28 protein-coding genes and 2 pseudogenes are annotated in these 23,195 nt (G+C 69.8%); 27 read left to right on the plus strand and 3 right to left on the minus strand.

What is annotated here, in order from left to right:
• Nucleotides 1–10 precede the first annotated feature (10 nt).
• From ACYUD3_RS31850 to ACYUD3_RS31960, 23 genes and pseudogenes are all read left to right on the plus strand, one after another.
• Nucleotides 11–1,543 carry an ATP-binding protein gene (locus ACYUD3_RS31850; protein WP_470977502.1) on the plus strand — a complete coding sequence of 511 codons (1,533 nt, stop codon included), beginning with the start codon at nt 11–13 and terminating at the stop codon, nt 1,541–1,543.
• A 3-nt stretch (nt 1,544–1,546) separates the two neighbouring features.
• A complete protein-coding gene (locus ACYUD3_RS31855; protein WP_470977505.1) occupies nt 1,547–2,011 on the plus strand; it encodes a hypothetical protein in 465 nt (154 codons plus the stop codon).
• A gap of 26 nt (nt 2,012–2,037) precedes the next feature.
• Nucleotides 2,038–2,727 carry a hypothetical protein gene (locus ACYUD3_RS31860; protein WP_470977508.1) on the plus strand — a complete coding sequence of 230 codons (690 nt, stop codon included), beginning with the start codon at nt 2,038–2,040 and terminating at the stop codon, nt 2,725–2,727.
• A gap of 154 nt (nt 2,728–2,881) precedes the next feature.
• Nucleotides 2,882–4,234 (plus strand): hypothetical protein, encoded by a 1,353-nt coding sequence (locus ACYUD3_RS31865; RefSeq protein WP_470977511.1) that lies wholly within the window; start codon nt 2,882–2,884, stop codon nt 4,232–4,234.
• On the plus strand, nt 4,231–4,644 hold the full coding sequence (locus ACYUD3_RS31870) for a hypothetical protein (RefSeq protein ID WP_470977514.1): 414 nt from the start codon (nt 4,231–4,233) through the stop codon (nt 4,642–4,644). The genes ACYUD3_RS31865 and ACYUD3_RS31870 overlap by 4 nt, the downstream gene beginning before the upstream one ends.
• Before the next feature lie 68 nt (nt 4,645–4,712).
• Complete coding sequence (locus ACYUD3_RS31875) at nt 4,713–5,420, plus strand: hypothetical protein (protein ID WP_470977517.1); 708 nt, start codon at nt 4,713–4,715, stop codon at nt 5,418–5,420.
• 26 nt (nt 5,421–5,446) lie between these two features.
• Entirely contained in the window at nt 5,447–5,944 is a 498-nt protein-coding gene (locus tag ACYUD3_RS31880; protein WP_470977520.1) for a hypothetical protein, read from the plus strand.
• A gap of 166 nt (nt 5,945–6,110) precedes the next feature.
• Nucleotides 6,111–7,388 (plus strand): hypothetical protein, encoded by a 1,278-nt coding sequence (locus ACYUD3_RS31885; RefSeq protein WP_470977523.1) that lies wholly within the window; start codon nt 6,111–6,113, stop codon nt 7,386–7,388.
• Between the two features lie 88 nt (nt 7,389–7,476).
• Complete coding sequence (locus ACYUD3_RS31890; protein ID WP_470977526.1) at nt 7,477–8,139, plus strand: hypothetical protein; 663 nt, start codon at nt 7,477–7,479, stop codon at nt 8,137–8,139.
• A 107-nt stretch (nt 8,140–8,246) separates the two neighbouring features.
• Nucleotides 8,247–10,034: a type IV secretory system conjugative DNA transfer family protein gene (locus ACYUD3_RS31895; RefSeq protein ID WP_470977528.1), complete on the plus strand. Its 1,788-nt coding sequence runs from the start codon at nt 8,247–8,249 to the stop codon at nt 10,032–10,034.
• Entirely contained in the window at nt 10,031–10,954 is a 924-nt protein-coding gene (locus tag ACYUD3_RS31900; protein ID WP_470977531.1) for a hypothetical protein, read from the plus strand. Before ACYUD3_RS31895 ends, ACYUD3_RS31900 begins: the two co-directional genes overlap by 4 nt.
• 29 nt (nt 10,955–10,983) lie before the next feature.
• Nucleotides 10,984–11,223 (plus strand): hypothetical protein, encoded by a 240-nt coding sequence (locus ACYUD3_RS31905; protein WP_470977534.1) that lies wholly within the window; start codon nt 10,984–10,986, stop codon nt 11,221–11,223.
• Nucleotides 11,220–12,392 (plus strand): DnaB-like helicase N-terminal domain-containing protein, encoded by a 1,173-nt coding sequence (locus ACYUD3_RS31910; RefSeq protein ID WP_470977537.1) that lies wholly within the window; start codon nt 11,220–11,222, stop codon nt 12,390–12,392. The genes ACYUD3_RS31905 and ACYUD3_RS31910 overlap by 4 nt, the downstream gene beginning before the upstream one ends.
• Before the next feature lie 125 nt (nt 12,393–12,517).
• A pseudogene (locus ACYUD3_RS31915) lies at nt 12,518–12,619 on the plus strand (DNA cytosine methyltransferase); the annotation flags it as partial.
• A 121-nt stretch (nt 12,620–12,740) separates the two neighbouring features.
• Nucleotides 12,741–13,643: pseudogene (locus ACYUD3_RS31920) on the plus strand (DNA cytosine methyltransferase); the annotation flags it as partial.
• A 93-nt stretch (nt 13,644–13,736) separates the two neighbouring features.
• Nucleotides 13,737–14,342: a DUF4913 domain-containing protein gene (locus ACYUD3_RS31925; protein WP_470977540.1), complete on the plus strand. Its 606-nt coding sequence runs from the start codon at nt 13,737–13,739 to the stop codon at nt 14,340–14,342.
• Nucleotides 14,339–15,106 (plus strand): glycosyl hydrolase, encoded by a 768-nt coding sequence (locus ACYUD3_RS31930; RefSeq protein WP_470977543.1) that lies wholly within the window; start codon nt 14,339–14,341, stop codon nt 15,104–15,106. Before ACYUD3_RS31925 ends, ACYUD3_RS31930 begins: the two co-directional genes overlap by 4 nt.
• Entirely contained in the window at nt 15,103–15,579 is a 477-nt protein-coding gene (locus ACYUD3_RS31935; protein WP_470977546.1) for a hypothetical protein, read from the plus strand. The genes ACYUD3_RS31930 and ACYUD3_RS31935 overlap by 4 nt, the downstream gene beginning before the upstream one ends.
• Nucleotides 15,576–16,244 (plus strand): hypothetical protein, encoded by a 669-nt coding sequence (locus tag ACYUD3_RS31940; protein WP_470977549.1) that lies wholly within the window; start codon nt 15,576–15,578, stop codon nt 16,242–16,244. Before ACYUD3_RS31935 ends, ACYUD3_RS31940 begins: the two co-directional genes overlap by 4 nt.
• Nucleotides 16,241–17,050, plus strand: coding sequence for a large ATP-binding protein (locus ACYUD3_RS31945; RefSeq protein WP_470977552.1), 810 nt, complete (start codon nt 16,241–16,243; stop codon nt 17,048–17,050). Before ACYUD3_RS31940 ends, ACYUD3_RS31945 begins: the two co-directional genes overlap by 4 nt.
• Nucleotides 17,051–17,206: 156 nt before the next feature.
• Entirely contained in the window at nt 17,207–18,025 is an 819-nt protein-coding gene (locus ACYUD3_RS31950; protein WP_470977555.1) for a winged helix-turn-helix transcriptional regulator, read from the plus strand.
• A gap of 121 nt (nt 18,026–18,146) precedes the next feature.
• Entirely contained in the window at nt 18,147–19,097 is a 951-nt protein-coding gene (locus ACYUD3_RS31955; RefSeq protein WP_470977558.1) for an SPDY domain-containing protein, read from the plus strand.
• A gap of 66 nt (nt 19,098–19,163) precedes the next feature.
• Entirely contained in the window at nt 19,164–19,652 is a 489-nt protein-coding gene (locus ACYUD3_RS31960; RefSeq protein WP_470977561.1) for a hypothetical protein, read from the plus strand.
• A 4-nt stretch (nt 19,653–19,656) separates the two neighbouring features.
• On the opposite strand, the gene ACYUD3_RS31965 is transcribed toward ACYUD3_RS31960, so the two are convergent.
• On the minus strand, nt 19,657–19,923 hold the full coding sequence (locus ACYUD3_RS31965; protein WP_470977563.1) for a hypothetical protein: 267 nt from the start codon (nt 19,921–19,923) through the stop codon (nt 19,657–19,659).
• 219 nt (nt 19,924–20,142) lie between these two features.
• Here ACYUD3_RS31965 and ACYUD3_RS31970 point away from each other — a divergent pair, with 219 nt between their 5' ends.
• The 3 genes from ACYUD3_RS31970 (at nt 20,143) to ACYUD3_RS31980 (ending at nt 21,195) form a co-directional block, all read left to right on the plus strand.
• Complete coding sequence (locus ACYUD3_RS31970; RefSeq protein ID WP_470977566.1) at nt 20,143–20,484, plus strand: SPDY domain-containing protein; 342 nt, start codon at nt 20,143–20,145, stop codon at nt 20,482–20,484.
• 70 nt (nt 20,485–20,554) lie between these two features.
• Nucleotides 20,555–20,767, plus strand: a complete 213-nt coding sequence (locus ACYUD3_RS31975; RefSeq protein WP_470977569.1) for a hypothetical protein — start codon at nt 20,555–20,557, stop codon at nt 20,765–20,767.
• A 32-nt stretch (nt 20,768–20,799) separates the two neighbouring features.
• Nucleotides 20,800–21,195: an esterase gene (locus ACYUD3_RS31980; RefSeq protein WP_470977572.1), complete on the plus strand. Its 396-nt coding sequence runs from the start codon at nt 20,800–20,802 to the stop codon at nt 21,193–21,195.
• A gap of 126 nt (nt 21,196–21,321) precedes the next feature.
• Here ACYUD3_RS31980 and ACYUD3_RS31985 read toward each other — a convergent pair whose 3' ends face one another.
• The gene (locus tag ACYUD3_RS31985; RefSeq protein WP_470977575.1) at nt 21,322–21,930 is read right to left on the minus strand and encodes a hypothetical protein; all 609 of its coding nucleotides are present in this window, start codon (nt 21,928–21,930) and stop codon (nt 21,322–21,324) included.
• Between the two features lie 408 nt (nt 21,931–22,338).
• Here ACYUD3_RS31985 and ACYUD3_RS31990 point away from each other — a divergent pair, with 408 nt between their 5' ends.
• The gene (locus ACYUD3_RS31990; protein ID WP_470977578.1) at nt 22,339–22,572 is read left to right on the plus strand and encodes a hypothetical protein; all 234 of its coding nucleotides are present in this window, start codon (nt 22,339–22,341) and stop codon (nt 22,570–22,572) included.
• 164 nt (nt 22,573–22,736) lie between these two features.
• Here ACYUD3_RS31990 and ACYUD3_RS31995 read toward each other — a convergent pair whose 3' ends face one another.
• Entirely contained in the window at nt 22,737–23,162 is a 426-nt protein-coding gene (locus ACYUD3_RS31995) for a hypothetical protein (RefSeq protein WP_470977581.1), read from the minus strand.
• Nucleotides 23,163–23,195 lie beyond the last annotated feature (33 nt).

The raw sequence follows: 23,195 nt of genomic DNA on the forward strand, positions 1-23,195 counted from the left end.
GAAATCACCCATGCCCCGCACCCGCGCCAACGCCTCTCCCCTGTTCGTTCCCCGCAAGGCATCACGCGCCGAGCAGCGAGCCGCCCGCACTGGTCTCGCCAAGGCCCGCCGCCAAGCCCGCCTCGCCGGAGCCCCGCCGAAACACCGCGCCGAGGAGACCCACGACCCGGAACTGCGGCCGACCTACCCGCCGTCCGGGCGCCCCGGTTCCTCCTCGGCCCGGGGCGGCAAGCTCAGCCTGCCCGCCCACCGGATGACCACCGCCACCGTCAGCGGCGCCTACCCGTTCCTCGCGGAGGGCGGCCTGGGCGCGGAAGGCATCTTCATCGGCCGGGACGTGCACGCGGAGGCGGCGTTCTGCTACGACCCGTTCTCCCTGTACAGCAGCGGACGGGTCGAGGGCTTCACGAATCCGAACGCCGTCCTGGCCGGGATCATCGGCATGGGCAAGTCCGCGCTGGCCAAGTCGATCGCCACCCGGGCGATCGCCCACGGCTACCGGGTCTACGTCCCCTGCGACCCCAAGGGAGAGTGGACGGCCGTCGCGCAGGCACTCGGCGGCTACAGCATCGCGCTGGGACCGGGCCTCCCGGGCAGGCTGAACCCGCTGGACGCGCCGGCCCGGCCCGCCTCGGTGAGCGAGGACGACTGGGCGGCCGAGGTCCGCAAGCGCCGCCTCCTTCTTCTGGCGGGTCTGGCGCGCACCGTGCTGAAGCGCGATCTCCTGCCGATGGAGCACACGGCTCTGGACCTCGCCCTCGACCTGGTCGTCGCCGGGGCCAAGGCGGCCGGCACGGTGCCGCTGCTGGGCGAGATCGCACACGTCCTGGGCTCGCCGGAGCGCCTCGACCGAGCCCTCGGCGACCAGGCCGGACGCATGGGGCCCGCCGCGCAGGACCTCGCGCACGCCCTTCGGCGCCTTGTACACGGCGACCTGAGCGGCATGTTCGACGCTCCTTCGACGGTGGCCTTCGACCCGACCGCCCCGATGCTGTCCATCGACCTCTCCCGCCTCGGCGGCTCCGGCGACGACACCGCCCTGGTCCTGGCCATGACCTGCGCTTCGGCGTGGATGGAGAGCGCGCTCGCCGACCCTGACGGCGGCCGGCGCTGGGTGATCTACGACGAGGCGTGGCGGGTGATGCGGCACGTCGGCCTGCTGGAGCGGATGCAGTCGCAGTGGAAGCTCTCCCGCGGGCTCGGCATCGCGAACCTGATGGTGATCCACCGCCTCAGCGACCTGCTCAGCGCGGGCGATGCCGGATCACGCGGCCGGGTGCTGGCGGAGGGCCTCCTGGCCGACTGTTCCACCCGCATCATCTACCGCCAGGAACCCGACCAACTCTCGGCCGCAGCATCCCTGTTGGGACTGACCGGAGTCGAGACCCAAGCGGTGTCCGCCCTGACCAAGGGCCGGGGCTTGTGGAAGGTCGCGGGCCGCAGCTTCATCACCCAGCACATCCTGCACCCTGCCGAGCGCGAGCTGTTCGACACCGATGCTCGCATGTCTCACCCCAACTTGCCTTACAGCAAGGTGAGTTGATCGATGTCGTCAACGGTAGCGCGGCCGGAACCCGGAGTCCACGGAGAAGCCCCCGCCTCCCGTCCCGGCGTCACCGCTCCGGCTGTCGACTGGAACGACCGTCTCGGCGCCGCCCTGCCGGAGGAGTTCGCCGAGCTGTTCCACGAGGCGCTGACGGACGACTTCGGTGCAGTGGCCCGGTTGCACCAGCTTCTCGAAACCACCTCGGAGTGGTGCCGTTCCCATGGCGCCCGAAGCAGCGCCACCGAGCTGGACGCCCTCGCCGGCCGCCTGACCGACCTCGGCGAGGAGCTGTATCTCGTGCGGGAGGGCGTGGACCAGGAAATCCGCTCCCGCTCGCTCCGAGCGGCGGCAGCCGCCCGTGTCTCCCCAACGGTGTCCGCCCGGAACTCTTCCGCCGTCCGGCAGAGCGATGCTCCCGCCCGCCGGCCAGCACCCGCCAACCGTTCGCTGCCGCGTTCGCGGTGAGCACCAGCGCAGAAACGAGGACCCCCGTGCCCGATTCTCCCGCTGCCCGTGGAAACCGGTCACCGGCGGCCACCGAGCACCTGACGTGGCGGCAGCACCTCCCGGCACTGGCCTCCGCCGCCGCGGGCATCACGAAGGCATCCGACGACTGGGACGCGGTCTCGGACTCCTTCTGCGACGACGACGGCTGGCCCGTCGATGAGGAGGGCTATGCGGACGGCAAGGTGAAACGTGACGCCGAGGCGTGGAAACACGTCGAGGTCTTCCTCGCCCACGGGCCCGAAGTCCTGGCAGGCGTCCGCGCCGCGGCGAGTGGTGCCGACTACGCCGAGGGGCCGGTCAGCGAAGACCTCCGACGGCTCCGCGGAATCGACACCGTCCTGGAACGGGCAGGTCAGATCAGGCGGGAGTGGGATCAGGTCATGGCGCTCATGGACGCCTCGCTCCCCGGCTCGCGGGAGATCTACGCGGACCGGGCACGGGAGGTACGCAACTCCGAAGGCTGGCACTACGCCGACGAGTTGTCCTTCCAGGGCCGGGCACTCGCTCGGGCCGGCGACCACCTGGCCAATCGATCGGACCCAGACCAGCCCGTGCAGACCGAACGCGCCCAGGCGGCCCTCGCCCGGTCCGCCTCCGGTGACCGTGAGGCTTCGCCCGCTTCGTCTTCTGCGCCGTCCGCGCCGAATACGACAGCCCGGCGCCGTTCCCGCTGACGCCCCTAGCACCGAGTTCCGGCCGGACCAAAACGGCCGATCTCCGGATCCTCGTCGAACGCCGCTTTCCCGCTCCCACCCGTGACTCGCGTCGATGGCGGAGCTCAGCGGCTCACCAACACCTGCTCCCGTTCTTCTGGAGAAGAAACGTTCCATGCCTTCCGACCTCACCCGTTTCGCCACCGCTCTCGCCGATGAGCTGGGCTGGACCACCGCTCCGGCCCAGCCGGACGGACACCCTCTCTGGGAGCACAGCACTCAGCTGCGGGACGCCGCGCAGAACGCGGCCGAAGCAGCCCTGTTGACCGCTCCCGGCCGCGCTCAGTTCCTCCTCGTCCCCCGCGCCGACCCGGACTCCCACCGCTACCTCGTCGGCCCCCTGCGCCCCACCGACCTGCCCGCCAACGCCACTGGAGCACTCCAGGACCTGCTCACCCCGGAGGTCACCCTCAGCGCTGCCTCCACCAGCGTCTTCGCCGCCCAGCGCATCGCGTTGTTCTACTCACGCTGGGACGAACACCTCACCCGCACACAGGCCGCGCTCCAGCCCGACGAAGCCGCCCGCCACAACCAGGCTTTCACCGCCTACGCCTCGGCCATCGCCGACGGCCTCCCCGGCCACTGGGAATCCGTCCGCCTCGACCTCAACTCCCCCGCCCACCAGGGTCACTTCGACAACTTGTGGTGCGCCGGCCCCGACACGGGCCGGGCGGCCCTCGCCACCGCTGCCCGTGCCGCCCTGCTGACCGGCCCCCGTCACACCCTCACACTCATCCAGGAAACCGGCCCCTACCAGGACATCACCGCCGCCGCCCTGTTCCCTCAACACCCCCTCGTCATCCAGCACAGCGCTCTCCCCGGCCCTGCCCCACTTCCTCTGGCCACGGACGCCGTACAGGCCGTCCACGAGATCCGCACCCGTCTCCTTCCGGCCTGGGACCGCGGCATCTGGTCCGCCCGCATCGGCCTCCTCGCCCACGCCACCGTCGAACTCCAGCAAGCCCTCGACTCCTGGGAAGCCGTCGCCGGCTCATGGGAGGACACCTCCAGGACGGAAACCGGCGCGGTGCTCCACGAGGCTCGCGCCTGGGACGCCGTCGGGGTCTACCTCACCCACGCCCCCGCCGTGCTCGACGGCATCGACTCCGTGAGCACCGGCAACGACTATCTGACCGGCCCGGTCAGCCGCGCCCGCCGCAGCATGGGCACCGTACGCGAGCACCTGGAACGCGCGGACCGGCTCAACCGGTCGTGGGACGAAGTCATCCTGAACGCACCCGCCGAGGATCATCAGGACTACATCGCGGACCGCAACTTCGAGATGTGGCAGCACGCGCTCGTCCTGGGCGACAACGGCGAAGCCGTTCTGCGCGCCGCCCGCCACGTCACCGACCGCATCGGCAATACCCCGCCGCCCTCGGCACCGGTCCGTATCCGGCGCCCCGCGCCGGTGCCGCCCCCGCCCGCGTCCCGGGCCGGCGCCCCCACACAGCGCAACGGCCGATGAAACGGGACATCCAGAACCTGTACGCGCACGTCACCGGCCCGCTCACCGCGCGCGGCCTGACGTGCACCGTGGAGTACGGACTCTCGGACTGGATCATCCACGCCGAACTCTCCGACGGCTCCTACCTCATCGTCTCGCCGCCCCAGGAACCCCCAGAGGACACCCGCCCGGCCGTCCCGACTCCTGGATCGCCACCTGGAACCGCGAGGAGAGCCCGCCAGGACACCGGCTCCTCTACGACTCCGAACCCGGCGGCCCCGACGAAGCCCACCGAGGCGATGTCCTCCCGCTCCTGCACGCCATCGACGCTCACCTCGACAAACTCGGCGTCACTTCCCGCAGCACACACACCGCCCGCACCACCTCACCGGCCGCCCAGCGCCCGCCCCCGGCAACCTCACCGGCAGTGACCCGACCCGCCGAAGCCCGGCCCTCCCCCTCGCGCCCGCGCCCGCGCCGCTGAACCCCAGGAACCGCCATGCCCTCCGCCTCCGAGCCCGATGTCGTCGTCGGCCACCACCCCGACCACGGCATCGTCGCCACCAACCCCGCCCAGCACCACCTCGTCGACTGGTACCTCGACCACCTCGGCTTCCAACACGTCCCCGGCCACCCCTTCCTCTACTCCCTCTCCACCCCACCCGAGGACGCCCCCGCCCGCGCCACCGTTGCCACCCGCACCATGGAACGGGCCGGACTCACCGTCCACACCACCTTCGGCACCCCACCTACGCCCCGACTCGCCTCACCCGACGTCGCGTTCGCCGAGCACCCCCAGCACGGCATCGTCGCTGCCACCAGCACCGGTCCCGACAGCCGTGAGGACCACGCCCTGCGCACCTTCGGCTGGGAGTACCAACCGGGCCAGGACATCTACACGCTGCCCGGCCAGCTCAGCCGGGACACCGCCCTGACCGTGGTCTCCGGCACCGTCAGGGCCCTCCAGCAGACAGGGCAAACCGCCGCAGTCCACCCAGCCCTCGCCGAGGCTGTGACCCGCCACCGTGCCCCCGGACCACCCCCCGCCTCAGCTCCGCCACACCGCCCGGGGAGCCCTCCGATGAACACGGTCGCCCGCTCGACCAGCCCGGCCCGCTCCGGCATCACCACCCAGCCGCACGCCCCGACGCCGGCCACCTCCGCCGCACCGGCGCGACCGCACCCGACGGCCACCCGAACCCGCTGACCCGCCCTGCTCTCCCGGAGTCCCTCGTGCCCGTTCCGACCACCTGGACTATCACCCACTCCTGCGAACACACCACCGAACGCGACCTGTCCGACCGCCCCGCTGACCGTCGCGCCGGTTTCGCCGACTGGCTCTCCCGCAGCCCTTGTACCGACTGCTGGCGAATCGCCCAGGAGAGCGACAAACAGAGCAAGACCGCTTGGCTGGAGGCCAAGAGGGCCGAAGAGCAGGCCGAGTCCCAAGCCTGGTCGGAGAAATACCGGATGCCTCCTCTGGAAGGAACCGAACGAGCCGTCGCCTGGGGTGTGCGCTGCCGCCACCAAATCCTGGCCGCCGCCTACACCGCCTTGGTCCTCGAAGGGGAGACAAGCGAGACCGAGTGGGAGGAGATCGAGGAGACCGCGCGCACTGTGACCCGCGCGGGGTGGTGGCTCGACCAGCGTTCCTCCGAGCCCGATGACCTCCCCGAACTGCTCCAGGCCGCCACCGAGACCGACCGGCCCACCGAGAACCCCCACTTCTGACCGCACAGCAGCCCGCCTACGACCACGGTCTCAGTGGCTCCCCGAGCGAGCGGCGGCATCTATCAGTGATCTCCGGCCGCGCCAAAACGCGGATTCCTCGGATTCTCTCTCCTGGCACCCCGAACATCTGGGCCGCTGTTCTCAACCCCCCTTCGAGGTACACGCCGTGATCCCCCACTTGCATCGCGCCGGGAACACCGCCAGCCTGCTTTCGTACCTGTATGGGCCGGGTGAACGCGGTAACCACACCAACCCCCGGTTGATCGCAGGTGCCGCCTACGGCGCCCCGATCGAGCTGCTTGCCGTGCCTGACTCACTGCCCCACCTGGCCCATGCCCTCGATGAACCCGTCGAACGTCTCGGGGCCCGTGCGCCTGAACGACCCGCATGGATCTGCTCAGTTCGTTCCGATCCCGGCCAGCCTGACCTCACCGACTCTCAGTGGGCGACCGTCGCCCGCCGCTTGGTGGCCGCCACCGGCATCGCCCCGCACGGCGATCCGGATGCCTGCCGGTGGATCGCCGTGCGCAACCAGCCCCGGCAGGTGCACATCGTGGCGACCCTCGCCCGTGAGGACGGCGGTCTGCACAACGCCTACCGCGACGCCTACCGCGTCCAGACCGAATGCCACCGTCTCGCCGCCGAGTTGGGTCGCCTGCCCGCCGCATCCCGTCGGACACCCCACACCCAGGAGACCCAGGTGCCTGCTCTCTCCATCACGATCACCACCGAGCCCAGCGGCAGCGTCCTGGCCAAGGGTGCCCGCGACGACCTGTCCGCCATGCTCCTCAAGCACGCCGGCTTCCAGCAGATCGACGACTGGTACGGCCGACGCCATCGTCTTCCCACCACCACCCCGGCCGCTGATCGCATGGCCATCGCCAGCCGCGCAGCCGAGATGCTCCGCGCCGCCCGCTACGGCGTCGAACTCGACCCCGCCCTCGACACCCCGCAGCCGTCCGCCCAGGCAAATCCGCTCGGGCCCTACACCGCCGGTGCGGAACTCCTGCATCTCACCGATCGGATCAGGGGTGCCCAGAACGGTGAGGGCCTTCGGCAGGCGGTCGACCATCTCCTTCATCCCGAACACGGCGCGCTGGAACGCGTCCGGGAGGCGCTGGAGGCGGTGAGCGAGCAGATCAACGATCTTGACAGCTGGAAGTACCGGCTCGCCGACCGGTTCGGTGACGCTGCGGATCTCGTCAGCGCGGCGCAGTCGGAACTCGTCGGAGCCGACGCGGACTTGAGCCACATCGGCCCCCCGCCGCAGTTCCACGCGGAGTCACGGACGCACTCTCCAGCGCTTCCGGATATCCGAAGCACCGCTCTCGCCTCATCGCCCGCGGCGGTGGAGGCCAAGGACTCCTCAGCTCTCGGCCCCGGGGCGGGGGATGCCAGCGCGGCTGTCCGTCCGCCGCAGGCTCCCGGTTCTCGGACACGGTGACGCAGACCCGCATCTGCCCGGTGGGGAGCGCGCCCGCTGCGTGCGCCTGCCCAGTCCGCACATCCGGCACCACGACCGAGGAGCAACCGTGCCCGAGTCCTATTCGAGCATCGGCGAGGCAGTCAGTGCCGCGATGCAGCACAACATCCGGCTCGCCCACGGCGGTGGGACGGTGGGCTCCGGCAACCTGCCGCAGGTCCGTCACCTGCCCCATCCTTCCGCCGACCCGCACTCCGTCCCCGGGATGATCGCCAGGCTCACCGAGACCACGGCGCCCGACGAGGTGGCCGAAATCATCGAGGAGGTCGGCGGAGCGCTCGTCGGAGTTCTGCCTCAACTGACCGAACTCGTCGCCGCTGCCGCCGACTGGACCCGTGTCCGTCTGGCCTTCGACGACCCGCACCACAACCCTGTTTTCGAGACCTGGACACGGCTCGCCGCCGCCCGCGGCCTGCTCCAGGACGTCCAGGAGCACTTGGCCGTCGCCGAAGAGGGGATCGCCGCGTGTCCCGCCGGGCGCACCGATCCCAGGAACCACAGGATGGTGAACGTCCTGCGGACCAGGGAACTGCTCAGCGATGTCCTCGGCGCTGGAGTTCAGACGCCCGCCGATGGCGATCCGGAGGCGAACCGGCAACGCGCTGCTCGTACCGCCTCGCCGAGTGCCGCCGCCCAGCTCACGACGTCCCCGGCGAGTTCCACAGAGGCAGCGGTGAGCGCTGCGAAACCCCGGGCCCCTCGCACCCGATAGCCCGACCGCCAACTCCCTTCCCGAACAGGAGCTTCGTTGATGTCCAGCAGAAGAGCGCCCCGTGCCCCGCCTCCCCCTCCCTTGCGCTCACACTCCCGGGACCTACCATGCCCGCACCACGTACCAGCGCGCCCTCGACCACCACCGGGTCAGACGCGCTCCTCTACCTCCTCTTCGGCGTACTCGGCGTCGCATTCACCTTCGGTTCGCTGGCCTGGCTGAGCGGCAACCTCACCAACTCCCTGTTCGGGAGCGGGCCTTGGTCTCCGTTCCGGGCCTTCGACGCACTGCTTCACCCCGATACGCTGTGGCCGCGCCTGAGCCCCACCACCCTGCTGGTCGGCGCGCGGATCATCCCCGGCGTGCTGTCCGTCTGTCTCTCGGTCCTCGGCCTGGTGCTGTGGATGCGGCTGCGCGGCGGCTCGAAGAACGGCCTCGCCCGGAAGGCCGACCTCGCCCCGCTGCTGGACAAGGAGATCACCGCCAAGGCGAGGAGCCTGCGGCCGTCCTTGAGCGGCCCAGAGTACAAAGAGGTCGCCCCCGCTGACCGCGGCATCAGGCTCGGCGCCCTCTCCCCGGGGCGGGCCGATGTCCGCGCGTCCTGGGAGGACGTGATCGTCGCGATCATGGCTCCGCGAAGCGGCAAAACCTCCGCACTGGCGATCCCGGCGATTCTCGCAGCACCCGGCCCGGTCCTGCTGACCAGCAACAAGGCCGCGAACGACGCCTTCACCGCGACGGTGGACGCCCGCGCGGAGGTCGGCACGGTCTGGACTCTCGACCCCCAGCAGATCGCCCATCACCCACGTGAGATGTGGTGGGACATCCTGGCCGACGCCCGTGATCTGGCCGGAGCGAAACGTTTGGCCGGGCACTTCGTCGCCGCCAGCGTGGACGAGTCGAACGGCTCCGACTTCTGGTCCACCGCCGCGAGCAACACGCTCGGCGCACTGTTCCTCGCCGCAGCCAACCACCGGCGTCCGGTCACGGACGTCCTGGCCTGGCTCGCCTCCCCCGCCGACCGGACCCCGGTCGACCTGCTCACCGACGCCGGCCACGACGCGGTCGCCGCCCAGCTTCAGGGCACGGTCTCCGGCGCGACCGAGACCCGCGACGGCATCTACGAGACCGCGAGGCAGTACGCGAGCTGCCTGCTCGACCCGGGCGTCGCCGCCTGGGTCACCCCCGCCGAGAACCTCCCCGAGTTCAAGCCCTTCGACTTCGCCACCTCACGCGACACCTTGTACCTCCTCAGCAAGGACGGCGGCGGCAGCGCCAGCGCGATCATCGCCGCAGCGGCCGACGCCGTGATGCGCGCGGCCGTAGTCGTCGCCGAGCGCTCCGGGGGGCGCCTCGACCCACCCGCCCTGTGCATCCTCGACGAGGCTGCCAATGTGTGCAAGATCAGTGATCTCCCTGACCTGTACAGCCACTTGGGCAGCCGGGGCGTCATCCCGATGACGATTCTCCAGTCCTACCGGCAGGGCCAGCGGTGCTGGGGCGAGGCCGGAATGGATGCTCTCTGGTCCGCCGCCACCGTCAAGATCATCGGCAGTGGTATTGACGACGCCGACTTCGCCGACCGGCTCAGCAGGCAGGTCGGTGACCACGACGTCCAGACCACCTCGGTGTCGACCAGCGACAGCGGCAAGTCCACTTCGGTGAGTATGCGCACCGAGCGGATCCTGCCGCCCGACGCGATCCGCGCGCTTCCCAAGGGCAAGGCACTGCTCCTGGCCACCGGTATCCGGGTGGCGATGCTCGATCTGCGGCCCTGGTACAAGGAGCCTTCCGCCAAGATGGTCGGCCCGGCCTCGGCCCGTGCGACGAAGGCCATCACCGAGCGGGCCCTCGCCAAGTCCATGGGTCACGACGACTTCGGGCTGTCGGCATGAGCGCCCCGACACTCAAGGTGCTCTCGCTCGGCGCCGGGGTGCAGTCGACCTGTCTGCTGCTCATGGCAGCCGAGGGCCACCTGCCCCGCCTGGACGCGGCGATCTTCGCGGACACGGGCTGGGAGCCCCGCGCCGTCTACGGCCATCTCGACCGGATCGAGCGGGAGATCGCCGAGCCCGCCGGCATCCCGGTCCTGCGGGTGTCCGCCGGCAACATCCGGTCCGACGCGCTCGCCCCCTCCAAGCGCTTCGCGTCGATGCCGTTGCACATCCTCAACTCCACTGGCAGCCAAGGGATGTCGCGGCGCCAGTGCACCGGCCAGTACAAGGTCCGGCCCATCAAGGAGAAAGTCCGCGAGCTGCTCGGCCATCCCCACCCACATCGCATCCCGGCCGGGACGTTCGTCGAGCAATGGATCGGCATCTCGGTGGACGAGTTCACCCGGGCAAAGGACGCGGACGTCGCCTACATGAAGAACCGGTTCCCGCTGATCGAGGCCGGGTTCTCCCGCTCGGACTGCCTCCGACTGCTTCGATCCCGCGGGTTCGGCCAGACCCCGAAAAGCGCGTGCCTCGGGTGTCCTTACCACGGCAACGCCCAGTGGCGGGCCCTGCGTGACAGCTCGCCCGAGGAGTGGCGTGACGTCGTGGAGTTCGATGCCGCGATCCGGTCGGGCAACGCACGAGCGACCGCGAAGGGCACTCCGCTGCTCGGTCAGGCGTATCTGCACCGCAGCCGCCGGCCTCTGGACCAGGCGCCGATCGACCGGGTCACCGCCCACGAGTGGTCCGGACGCCAGGGCGACATTTTCGACGCGCTCGCGGACGCCGAGCTGGAGAACGGCGAGCCGGACGGCTGCTCGCCCTGGTCCTGCCGCTCAGGTGCTCCTGTTCAGGCCGATTTCGGCCTCGCGACTTGATCTTCCCTCCTCCCTTTCAGGAGTCCTCCGTGCTTGCGTCACCGTCTCCGTTCCAATCCGAACGACGTCCGGCCTGGTCACCGGCGATCCGGCGCGATGGCCAGTGGCGGCTGGCCGCCGCTTCCGGCTCGGTCCTCGTCACCGATCCCGCGTTCGTCGGCGTGCTGGACGGCTTCGCCCAGGCGATGGCCGCCGCCGACCACGCGGTCGCCGGCCTGCGCGCCCGGCTCGGCGAACCTTCCGCTTCCGGCGCGGGAGGTCGGCGATGAACCCGCTGCTGAGCGCCGAGCAGGCGGTGCTCGGCTCCGTTCTGCGTGATCCGGGCCAGCTCAGGCACCTTGACTGGCTCGTGCCCGATCACTTCTACCGGCCGGTCCATCAGGCGCTGTTCGCCGCGCTGCGCAAGCTCCGAGACGACGGCCACCCCGCACTGGCGGCCAGGGAGTCCGTACCTCTGTCATGGGTGAACGACTCCGTCGCCGAGGCCGGCCGCCACGTACGGGGGCTGACCGCGGTGTACGCCCACGCCTTGGTCCAGACGTGCCCGCGTTCCGCGCACGCTCCGGTGTACGGACGCATGGTGCTGGAGGGCGCGATCCACCGCGGCATCGCGAAGCACGCGATCCGTCTCCACCAAGCTGCTCGTGCCGACGCCGTGCAGGGCGAAGTCGAGGAAGCCCTGCGCTACGCGGACGTTCTCACCGAGGTGCTCAATGATCTTGCGCGTCGGTGGGGAACCGAACCCCGCCCGGTCGCGCCCGCGGCTTCGCCGGCCACCATCCCCGTCACGCCGCTGCCGGTCCGGGCCGACCGGGACGCCGAGGACGAGCGGTTTCTTCTGGCCGTCCTCGCCGAACAGCCGAAAGCCATGGACGAGGTGGTCGGCTGGTTGCGGCCGGGCGACTTCGCCGATCCCACTCATGGGCAGCTCTACCGATGTCTCGGCGCGCTGCACCACCGAGGCGAGCCCATCGACCGGATCACCTTGCTCTGGGAGGCCCAGCGGCGCGGCCTGCTGGCCGACGGCACGCTCTCCGACGGCCAGCTCACTGCCATCTGCGACGGTCTGGGGGCCGGCAGCGCCGATTGGCTCGGCGAGCTGGTGATGCGCTCCTCGGTCACACGCACAGCGGCAGCTTCTGCGCGCGCAGTCCGAGCCCTGGCGGAGGACTCGGCCCTGGCCCCCGGGCGGCTCATCAACCACGCCCTGCACGCGCTCGGTCCACTTGACGAAGTACGGGCCCGCTGGCAGGCCGCGAGCAGTCATCCAGCTCCGACGCCGACGGCCCAGGTTCCTTCGCCTGCTGAGCCTCCCCCCGCGCAAGCGCACGCCGCCCTCGCCCGCAGCACGCCTCGCCCGGTCTTGCCGTCCTCCGACCAGTCCAGGGCCGCGCCCGGTCTGGCCTCTGCACGGCCGCCCTTTCGCGGACACGGCTGACTCCTTCCCCGACCGTCGTTCGTCCTCTCCACCGGAAATTCGCTGTGAACAACACCCTCGTCTCCGCCCCCGCCCACCCGTTGATCGGCTCGCTCTGTTCCGGCTACGGCGGGCTGGATCTCGGAGTGCTGACCGCCCTCGGCGGCTCACTCGCCTGGCACGCGGAGATCGATCCGGCTGCCTCGCGCATCCTGGCCCGGCACTGGCCCGGGGTGCCCAACCTCGGCGACATCACGACCGTCGACTGGTCCACCGTCCCCGGGGTGTGCGTCCTGACAGCGGGCTTCCCCTGTCAAAGACGTCTCGGTCGCCGGCCGTCGAGCCGGACTCAATTCCCAGACCCGTTCAGGGCTGTGGCTGCACGTCGCCCGTGCGGTCGAGGCCCTCCGACCCTGCCTGGTGGTGATCGAGAATGTGCGCGGCCTCCTCACCTCACCCGCCGGTTCCCCTGGCGACGTGGAATTCTGCCCGTGGTGTCTGGGAGACACCTCAGGTCAGCCTCCTCTGCGAGCACTCGGCGCCGTACTCGGCTCCCTGGCCGACATCGGGTACGACGCTCGGTGGCTCGTGCTTCGCGCCTCCGATGTCGGAGCCCCTCATCGTCGCGAGCGGGTCTTCCTCACTGCCTGGCCCGCCGAGCACTCTGCTCAAGACCCCAACGAGCAACATCGGCAAGAACGGCGGCTCCCAGCACCCGTCGAAACGGAAAAGCGGCGGCCACGGCCCGAACCTGGCCGACGAGGTGGAGTGGCTGCTGCCCACCCCGAAGGCGTCGGACGGGGCCAAGGGATCGCCCAACCAGCGGCACGGCAACGGGGACATGACCCTGCCGAGTGCGGCGGCGTCGCTGCTGTCCACGCTCCGGTCCGCCGGCCCGAGCGCCCCAGGGCGTCGGCCCGGCAACGAGCGGCACCCTCCCCTGCCATCAGTGGTTCTGCCGCTCTGGACGGAACCGGACCCGGAGGGAGGGGAGCAGACCGGCGATGGGGACCGTACACAGCCGCCATCACCCGATGGGAGACGCTCACCCGCCCCGCGCCGCCGCCCACCGACGCGGCCGGACGGCTCCGTGCCGACTTCGTGGAGTGGATGCAGGGCCTGGAACCCGGCTGGGTCACCGCCACTCCAGGGCTCGGACGACCAGCTCAGCTCACCGCGCTCGGCAACGGTGTCGTTCCTCAACAAGCCACTCGGGCCGTGCAGTTGCTGGCCCCGCTCTTCCCGCTCTGCTCTGGCTGCACGTCGGCGTAGCGCCTCTCTAGCGGGTTTTTGCGGCCGGACCAAACCGCGGTTTCTCCGGATCCTCCTTCCCATGTCGCCGTCCCACAGATGGAGCGCGCCTTCATGTCCGACATCAGCAAGATCCCCTCCACCCCTGAGCCGTTCCGCGTCCCCGACGGGGACCTCGATGACCTCGCCAGCACCCTCGCCAAGACGATGGCCGAGGTGAGGCAGCACGGCGTCATCCTCGACCGTCTGGGCTCCGAACCGACTTCCGCCTCCGCCGCGTTCCAGCCGGCCGACGGCGTTCCGGCGGCCGGGGCCACCGGCTCCGAGCAGGCGGAGGGCCCCACTTCGGTGTTCATCCTCGCCCTGGGCAGCGAGGCGTACGCCATCGAACTCGCCGCCCTCACCGACTGGGTGAACTACCTCCTCCTCCCGGTGTACGGCCGGGAGATCAGCACGACCCGGCCGTGGTGCACGCAGTGGCACGAGCACCCCGAGGCCGTCGCCCGGCTGCACGCTCTCTGGCTCGCGTGGCAGCAGCTCACCGACGCCGAGGCCGGCCTGTCCGGTCCTTCGGCGTGGCACCGCGACCACCTGGACCACACGCTGGTTCAACTCCGTGCTCCCGACGGCCCCTTCGCCGCGTGTACGACAAGCCCGGCCCGGCCCAACCATCGTGTACTGGCCACCCCCGCCCCTGAGCACTTGGGGCTGGCGGCATGAGCACTGGACTCGATTTCCGTCTGGACGAATTCGAACCCGCCGACGCCGACTCGGAGTTCGCGGAACAGCGGTTCTGGGGCAGCGACTTCACCGTCCTGGCCGAGCACCACACCACGCCCAACGGCGCCCACAGCTTCGTCGTCGCCCACGACGGCTCGGCCACCTGGGGAGTACCAGGCCAACCCCAGATCGTCGCTGTCAAGGTCGCACGGGACTTCCACCAGAACACCTTCACGTTCGAGTCGGCCTCTCACCCCACGGTGTCCTTCGCTCAGAACTGGCTGATCGAGCGCGGTTGCCCGCCGGAGCGGATTGCCCGAGTCGGCGACGACTTCATGAAACCCGCCGACGATCTCACCTCACGTATCGAGCAGCGGCTCCGCACGTCAGGCGATCGGTACAAGGTCCTCGACAGCTGTACCTCGGACTTCGACCCGTGCGAGACATGGACGTTGGCCTGCGACTCCGCCGCTTCCCAGGCACCGGTCCGAGTCTTTCTCGAAAAGGGGGATCTCGACGCGCGCACGTACACGATGCGCGAGGGTGCCTTCGCCGACGAAGACGCCGCCCGGAGCTGGCTGGACGCCCGCAGCAGCCCATTGCCCCGGCCGCCGGAACACCGAGGTGGCACCGCTGCCCTCCGGACCCGTGCCGCCCTTACCCGGTCCGCCGACGTCTCCGGGACGCCGAAGGCCAACTGCGATGCTCCGAACGCACCGTCGGCAGGAACGATTCAGCGACCGAACTCCGGGCGGTCGGTATGAGCCGCGCCCGCTTCGCTTTCGCCGCTCACCCTGACGCCATTGCCGATCTGCGGGAACTCCCGGACGAGATACGCGACTTGGCACTGTTGGAGCTGCAAAACCTGGTCCACGGCAGCGACGACTGCCTGCCGCTGAAGGGTCGCCTCGCGGGCTTTCACAAGGTCTACGTCGACCCGTCCGTCTCCCACCGGATGGTCATCCAGTTCCGGCCGGCGCCACCTACCTCGCACCATAAACGCGAGATCTACCTCGTCGCCGCCGGGACGCGGAAGGACTACGCCGTCTACCGCGCCGCCCAACTGCGCATCGGCCCTCTCCAGAGCACCGAGTCGGGCTCCGAAACACAGGCCCGTGTGCAAGCCGCCCGGTCCCGCTCTCCCCGTCCAGCCGACCGGACGGCGGCACTCCCGGCCACCGCGCCGGCAACATCCCAGCCCGCCCCCGGCGCTCCCCGAAAGGCCTTCTCGCGATGACCGCCCACCGCGTGCTCCTGGCCCGCACCGAGCTGGCCGGCCTCCTCACCGATGCCGCGCAGAGCGTCTCCGGGATCCTCGCCACCGAGTATCCGACATCGCCGAGTCGCTCCTACCTCCACCCCGTGCTGGGTGCCCTGTCCACCGGCCCTCTGGTGGTCGGCAAGCTGAACGACCAGCTTGAAAGGTTCGTCGCCGACGAGGCGCTGCCCACCACGCCGGCAGGTCTCCTCACCCTGGCCTCTTATGCCGCCGCGCTGGGCTGGCTGACCGAGTCGCTCGCGGAGTTGACCACCTCGGTCGACCAGATCTGCACGCGTGTCGGCATTCCCACGCAGCCACCGGATCCGTCTTGCGCCGACCCCGCCACCGTGAAGCGGGACAGCGAATTCGACGGCGCCTTCAGCGCACCGGAGGTGGCGGCCATCCACGCCGCCGCCGAAGCCGCCGATCTCCCTCCGGGGGAGTACGTCGAGGTGCTCTCCGAAGCCCTGCGCGCCGCTTCCGCGATCACCGACGCCTGCTTGGAGATATCCAGCGGCCTTCTCGAAGACGCCGCCTACGTCCTCGGCGAAGCGGCTGACCAGGTCCGGATCGGCGACGGCCCGGACGGCCTGCCCGCCCTCGTCCGCTCGCTTCTGGCGCGGCTGGAGGCAGCCGAATGAACCCCCACAACCCCGCCGAACGGCCCGGTTCGTACCTGGTGGCCGAGGAGTTCGGCGTCGACAACCCCAGGGCGTTGGCAGGCCACCGCCCGTCGCGCGAACCGCTCGACCTCGTCGGCCAGATGGTCGCCGAAGCCGCCCGGGACATCGACACACTGCACGACGAACTGACCCGCGCCGCCCAGTCCGCGATCCGGGTGCTGGAACCCCTTGCCCGAGGCGAGCACGGTGACCCGCGCGACTGGCACGACGTCCTGCGAACCTCCGGTCCGCAGATCGAGCTGCTCGTCGCCCGCCGCAGCGCGGCCTACGAACAGCTCACCCGGTCCATCACCGTCTGCCGCCGCCTTGCCGCGCAGCCCTCGACCACGCAGGCTGACAGCTCCGGTGAGGAACAGGCCCCGGCCCGGAACGACGACTGGGCGATCGCGGGCGACCGACAACTCCGCGCCCTCGAAGTCGTCGAGACGGGCACGCTGCGCTTCCACCAGAGCCCGGTCTTCGGCGACATCTATCTCTCCGACGGGCAGGGCCACCGTCCCAACCCGGAGGTCTGGCCCGAGACCGTCCGGCGGCTGGTCGCCGACGGGCTACTGGACCAGGACACCAATGAGGGCCTGTACCGGCCTGGGCAACTCCTCTCACTCACATCGCAGGGCGAGGCAGCACTACGGGACGCGCGTACCGCCACACCACGTGTATCCGCAGCCCTCAACCGAAGCCGTACTACGACAGCCTCCGATACCACCGCCAACTCATCCGCCGCGCCCGCGACAAGCGGGGCTAAATCTTCCCGATCTCGCTGATCTCCCGGAGAGGGCACCCGCTATGTCCGCTGCGAACTGCTCCTGCCGCCTCAGTGCCTGGTGCTCAAAGAACTCCAAACCGAGAGCGCTCTCCATAGGCCGCTCGGTCCCACCTCCATATTCACAAAGCCCCTGCCCCTTAACGGAGTTCGCCCCATGGCCACCACCGAGCAGCTCTCCGCCGCCCTGATCAGGTCGATCGATGCCCAGCGCGTCGAGGACACGCTTTCCCTGATAGCCCCCAAGTGGACCATCTGGGTGACGCAGGCCTTGGCACAGGAGGGCCCCCTGCGCGTGCACGAGATCTCCGCCGCACTCCCCTTCACCGGCGAGCAGTTGCTCAGCAGGCGGCTGACCCAGATGCACGCTGACGGGCTGATCACCCGCGGCGACAGCCGCTTTGCTCCGTACCAGCTCAGCGCTGCCGGCGAATCGCTGTCCTGGGTGCACAGTGCCCTCTCGGACTGGTCCCAGACCAACCTGGTGCTCGGCAAGATGGCCGGTGCCGAGCGCGTCGAGGATGCCGTGCAGCGTCTGTACCTGCGGCATACGACCACGGTGATCCAGGTCCTCAGCTCGGGCGGGCCTATGCGGTTCAGTGACCTCGTCGAGAAGGCCGGCCTCCAAGGCATAGCGCCACAGCGACTTCGCCGGCTCCAGACCGACGGCCTGGTCGCTCGCACCGGGCCGCGCCACGGCGCCCCCTACGTCCTGACCGACGCCGGACAGGCACTGGGCCCCGTCTACGCGGCCGTCGAGTACTGGAGCAACCCCTTCGTCGCACGGATTTCCACGGCCCCTGCCACAGCGGCCACCCGGACCCACGCCGGAATCCCGTCGGAGGCGGAGGGCGCCCGAACCACCGCAGCCCTGCGTCGGAGCACCACCGCGCCGAGCACCCTGTTCAGCCACGCACCGCAGCCACAGGCGCCAATGGCCTTCGCCCCCCAGTCGGCCCTCTCTCGGGGGCGGTGAGCCGAGTGGAACTGAGAGCCCATCAGGTCTCCCCATCGCCACAGTGCCCGCGCGCAGTCGAGTAACCCGTATCGCTGCGCGCGGGTGTGTTCCCCAGCTACGCCCCCTCGGAGCCTCGACTGTGAACACCCAGCAGCCCTACCGCTACCAAGAGGTATTGGTCAGCCCCCGGTACCTGGCCGGTTCCAACGGAAGCGGTGACGTGGGCTTCGCCCCCGTCGCTCACTGGCCGCATCACTACCTCGACGAGGGCCCCTGCCAGCACCTTGTCACCTCGCCCGACCAGAGGATCCGTATCGGCTGGTTCGGCGACGACTTCGAGCTGTGGAAGATCAGCGCATTCAAAGATGCTGTATCTGCACCCTGTTGGACGGCCACCGTCAACCACGTCACCCCGGCCGAGATCGTCGCCGGGCTCACTGCAGCCCTGGCCCAGGACTACGCCGATGCCGATGCCTACGACGGCAACGGACGCTTTCTGGCGAGCCCGTCGTTGTACTGGGGCGACGCTGTCCGGCCGCTGACTGACGCCGGCTGGACTCTCGATGGCGGGGCGGAGCGCGGCACTGTCGAGATCATCGCCCCTGACGGACAAGCAGGCGTCCTGATCGACAACCGTTTTCTCGATTGGGACGACGAAAGCATCACGCTGTGGGCGGGTCCGCCGGGCTGGGGAACTCGCGCGGAGGTGTTCTTCACGGCCCGTACTCCGTCCCACTTGGTCGCCGCGACGGCAGCAGCCATGGCTGACCCTGCTCCGGTGGTGCGTGAGCGGCACCAGATCGACCGCAGGATGGAGAGCCTGGTCTCGCTCACTCCCGTCGGCCTGGCTGGCAGCCAGGTTGCGCCTGTCCCCCGGTTCCCTCAGGCTCCGACTCCACTCGACGTACGCCGCACCGCCGTTACCCAGGCTGTCCACCGCGCCGCACGTTCCCCACAGACAGCCGCCGGCCTTCGGGTCATGGCAGCCCGAAGCCGCACAGTGGCTTCGGTACGGAATCAGTCGAAGGGTCCCGCCGCTTCCGGACCCAACCCGTCGGCCGCTCCGTCGAGCCCACACCGTAGCCGCTGACCTCCAGCCCCGGGGCAGGCGCTGCCTCTGGCCGAAGCAGCACCTCCGAGTACCGGGAGTTCCGCCATGCCCGATACCACCGCACTCGACCAAGCCACGGCCATGATCGAGAAAGCCTGGGGCCGCCCCGTCGAAGTACTGGAATCCCTCGCGGTCCGCCTCCCGAGCGACGACCCGCTCCTGCGCTCGGTCATGCGCATCCGCTCGGCCCTGGTCATCGCCGACAACGCGGCGACCGTGCATCAGGACCGTCTGCACGCCCTGACTCTGCCCGGCCATGTGCCAGCCTTCTACGACCTGGAACGGATCACGAGCACAGCGGCGGACCTTCGCGTCGCTCAAGCAGAGAACCGGACTTGCCTGCAAGCCATCAGCCACGTGATCGAAGCACGGGAAGCCGCCGCGACCGCGGACCGAGCCCCAGCAGTCCGCCTGGTCCAGGCCCCTGTCGCCCGCTCCGGGCACGCTGCGCGCGCCCTGGGCCAGTTGCCCGAGCGGCCTGCTTCTTCGGTCACTGCCAGCCCGACGGCGGCCGTACGGGGGCCGCACCGCTGACCGGTCAGGCGGGGTCCTCGTCGTGGTGGGCATCCCAGATACGGGAGCCCACCACGCGGGCCAGTTCCTCCAGCGTCAGCTCGACTCGACGCCCGTTCTCGATCCGGTCCCCCACCACCGCCCCCTCGTCTCGCCGCCTGTCCGACCGCGCGCCGACAGCCCACTGGCCGTCGGCAGCCATCGCGATGTCGCCCGCCCTCCACGTCCGCCCGGAGGCGCGGATCTTGCGCTCCAGCCCGGCCCCGTCCCGGTGTCTGCCCGGCTCCGCCATCTCGGTTGCCCCTTCGGTCCGCGCGGCCTGTTGCCCCAACCGGGTTAGGACAACCGCTCCTGCCGATCCATTCCCGGTGGCGGTGAGCCTCTCTGTCGACGGCCACCGGTTCGCCCACGGCAGACGCCCCTCCCGAGAAAGGACTACGCGCTTCGGTCTAGCGCATGTCAACGTACGGGTGCTGGAAAAACCACAGGTCAACGAAGGGATCATCCAGCCGTGACCGTCTCCGCCACCCTCCTGCCCGCTGTCGCCCACCCGGCCGCAGAAGACCGCCGCCGGCTCTCCTCCGACCACTGCGCGGGCCCGGTGCTCGCTCTCCTCGACGCCCTCGGCTGGACCGTCGTCGACACCCCGGAGGCCAACATCCACGCGACGAGCCCGGACGGCCGTGTCTACGTCGGCTGGCTCCCCGAGGACACCGGCGCCTGGAAGCGCGGCATCGTCTGGCAGGTCCGGGTGCAGCCCGCCGAAAGCGACCCGTGGGTCCAGGAGTTCGGCATCTGCACCCCCGCCGAGGCTGTCGCCGGATTCATCGCCGCCCTCGTCACCCACCGCTGACCGTGCGCACCCGGTACCGACGAACCGGTCGCCGCCTTTCCCTCCACCATCCCGCTTCCCGGAGGTTCCAGTGCCCCACCACCTGACCGTCGGACACCTTCTCCGCCAGCTCCAGGACCTCGACCCCAATCTACCGATCCGCCTCGCTGTCAACCCCGATTTCCCCTTCACCCACTACCTGGGGACGGAGGTCGTCGTCCGGGACGGCAAGGCGTTCATCGTCGACGACGGCCAGGAGGACTACCTCCCGGCGGCGGTCAGCAACGCCCTCGCCTGGTCCTGAGCCGCCCCCTGCTCCACCGACACACACCGGAGGTGCTCATCTCGTCGCGATCCCGCGCCGCACACGTCCTGCCCCTGGACGAACTCGCCGTACACCCCATGCCGAGCGAGGTGCGCGGCGTACTGGTCCAGCGCGTCTCCGCCCGGCCCGACGGACCGCTCGACGTCACCTGGGTCCCCACCGAAACCCAGAGACTCCCCCTCGGCCGTATCCGTCTGCACTGGGCGCCCGCTCCCCTCACGGGCTGGAACGTCACCGCCCACCTGGGCCTGGCCACCAGCGAGGTCCACCTCGCCTCCTGGCCCGGCGCCCCGGACGACTGGCCGAGCCTGGTCCGCCCGACCCTCCACGAGGTGCTCGGCCTGTGCTCCGCACTCGCCGTCGCGACCGCCGCCCTCGACCTCTCGAACCGCCTCGCCCAGGTCTGACCGAACCGCAGAAGGCCGCCCCGTACTCAGGCAGGGGCGGCCGACTGTCCTTACCTCAGCTTGTGACCTTGCTGCTGAGTGCCGAATAGCTCCGGGTTCACCTCGGTTCGGGGTATGACCTCGTAACTAGAACCGGCGACGACCTTCGTGGCTCGGTGGTGGGAGTGGGGCTGGCTGTGCTGTGAGCAGCCTGCTCCAAGAGCGGCCGTCAGATGCGCGGCATTCCAGGGCGATCCCCACATTCGCAGGGTCCCCGTGATGGAATTCCAGCTCAGCGCACAGTTCGAAGGCCGTACCCGGTGCAGGGATGTTCCACATGACAGGCTGCAACAGCCACTCATCGCTGTACTTCGATCGCCGCAAACCCCGGACATCAGTGCCGTACACCATGACGTGAGCTGTCTCCAGAGCGGCACCGCCAGTCTGGCGTATTTTGATCATGGCGAACCACTCGCCGTAGTCCTCCTTCGCTGCAGACTCGACCTCAAACTTCGGGCCAGCTTCTTCGTGTTGAGCCTGCTGCTCAGCGTCGAACTGCACACGAGCCAGAGCCAGGGCTTGCTTCGCAGTCTCGTTTGCCTCAGCGGACACCGTATTGGCGTCGCAGGCAAGACTGTTTGCCGCCTCGGCGGTAACGTTCGCTCTCTTGGCAGCTCTGGCCTGCGTCCGCGTGTACATGAGGGATGCGACGGCGACGACCGCGCTACCCAGAGCTATCCAGTCTGATGGGCTCAATGCTGTTCCGTTCCGGATGAGATCAACGCTCAGAGGGTACGTCTGCTTGCGGCGTCACGGGCCAGCTCTCATTCAGTGCTGGGTACCCGGGCCGATCAATCTTCGGCGACAACAATCAAGGGTCAGTACTGGAGAACACGAAGGCCAACGATCAGCCACTCTGGGGATACCCGAAGGTCGCCGCCCGCCTAGGCATCAGCGTCAGGGCTGCCTGAAATCGCAAAAGCCGGGGCAACCTGCCCGCGCCGGATGACACCACCATGCCGGACGCCCTCGCTGAAGACCCGCCACGTTCCAGGGCTGGAAGGTGATCAGCAGGGGATTCCGAAACGACTTGCACTCGCCCTCCTCGCAAAGGATCACGTCGTCGGGCTGACCCGTACTCATGCCCGCCCCTAGGCTGCGGCCATGACGTTCGATTCGCCGATGCCCTCCCCTCCATTCCCATCACCCGACAGCGCCGTGCTCCGGGTCGTCGTCGGCAACGCCGTCGCATCAGTCCGCAACGGCGAAGCCTCCGTGGAGGAGACGATCCTGCACGCCGCTGTCCACGGGTGGTACGAGGGCCACCTTCAGGGCGAGGACGAGTGTCCCGGCTGTGACTTCCGGGGCGGTATCCCGAAGAACGTAGACCGCGGCTGACCCTCGCCTGCGCTGGCGAAGTGCGAGGACATCATGGGGGCTGCCGTGAGATACGGCAGCCCCCATGATGGTCACTGGGCCAGCTTGACTCGGTCGAGGTCAACTGCCCAGCGTTCACCAGGACTTCAACCAGGAAATGCCGTGATGGTCCAGGACTCTCGTGCCTACGCGGTAGCCCAGCGCCAGGTTCCGCCTCGGCAGGACAGGACGACACCGCCGTCCCGTATATGCAGGACGTCGTCGTCCTCGTCCCACGTCATGCGTAGGACCTCGTCGTTCGGGTCCCCGTGAAGAACCCTCTTCCACAGCGGATCGGAGGGCGCTCCCGGTGTGTGCAGCGCGATAGACCGTACGTCGTCGAGCGTCAAAGTCGCCGGTCCCAGAGGGCGGTACGGTTCTGTCTCCGACTCGGCGTACGCGGCGGCGAAGGCCAGCTCCACGCGCAGGGTCTCGCCCGTGGGCAGCACGGACAGCCGAAAGCCTTCGGACTCGACGTCGATCTCACCGATGCCAGGAACCCGCCATCCCGAGATTCCCCGCCCGGCCGGGCCGGGCTCGTCGTCTAGGACCGGTGTGCAGCCAAGCCACATGGATACAACCTTCCACTTCACAGCACTCGGGGA

Source organism: Streptomyces sp. AMJ-169, from assembly GCF_055597585.1.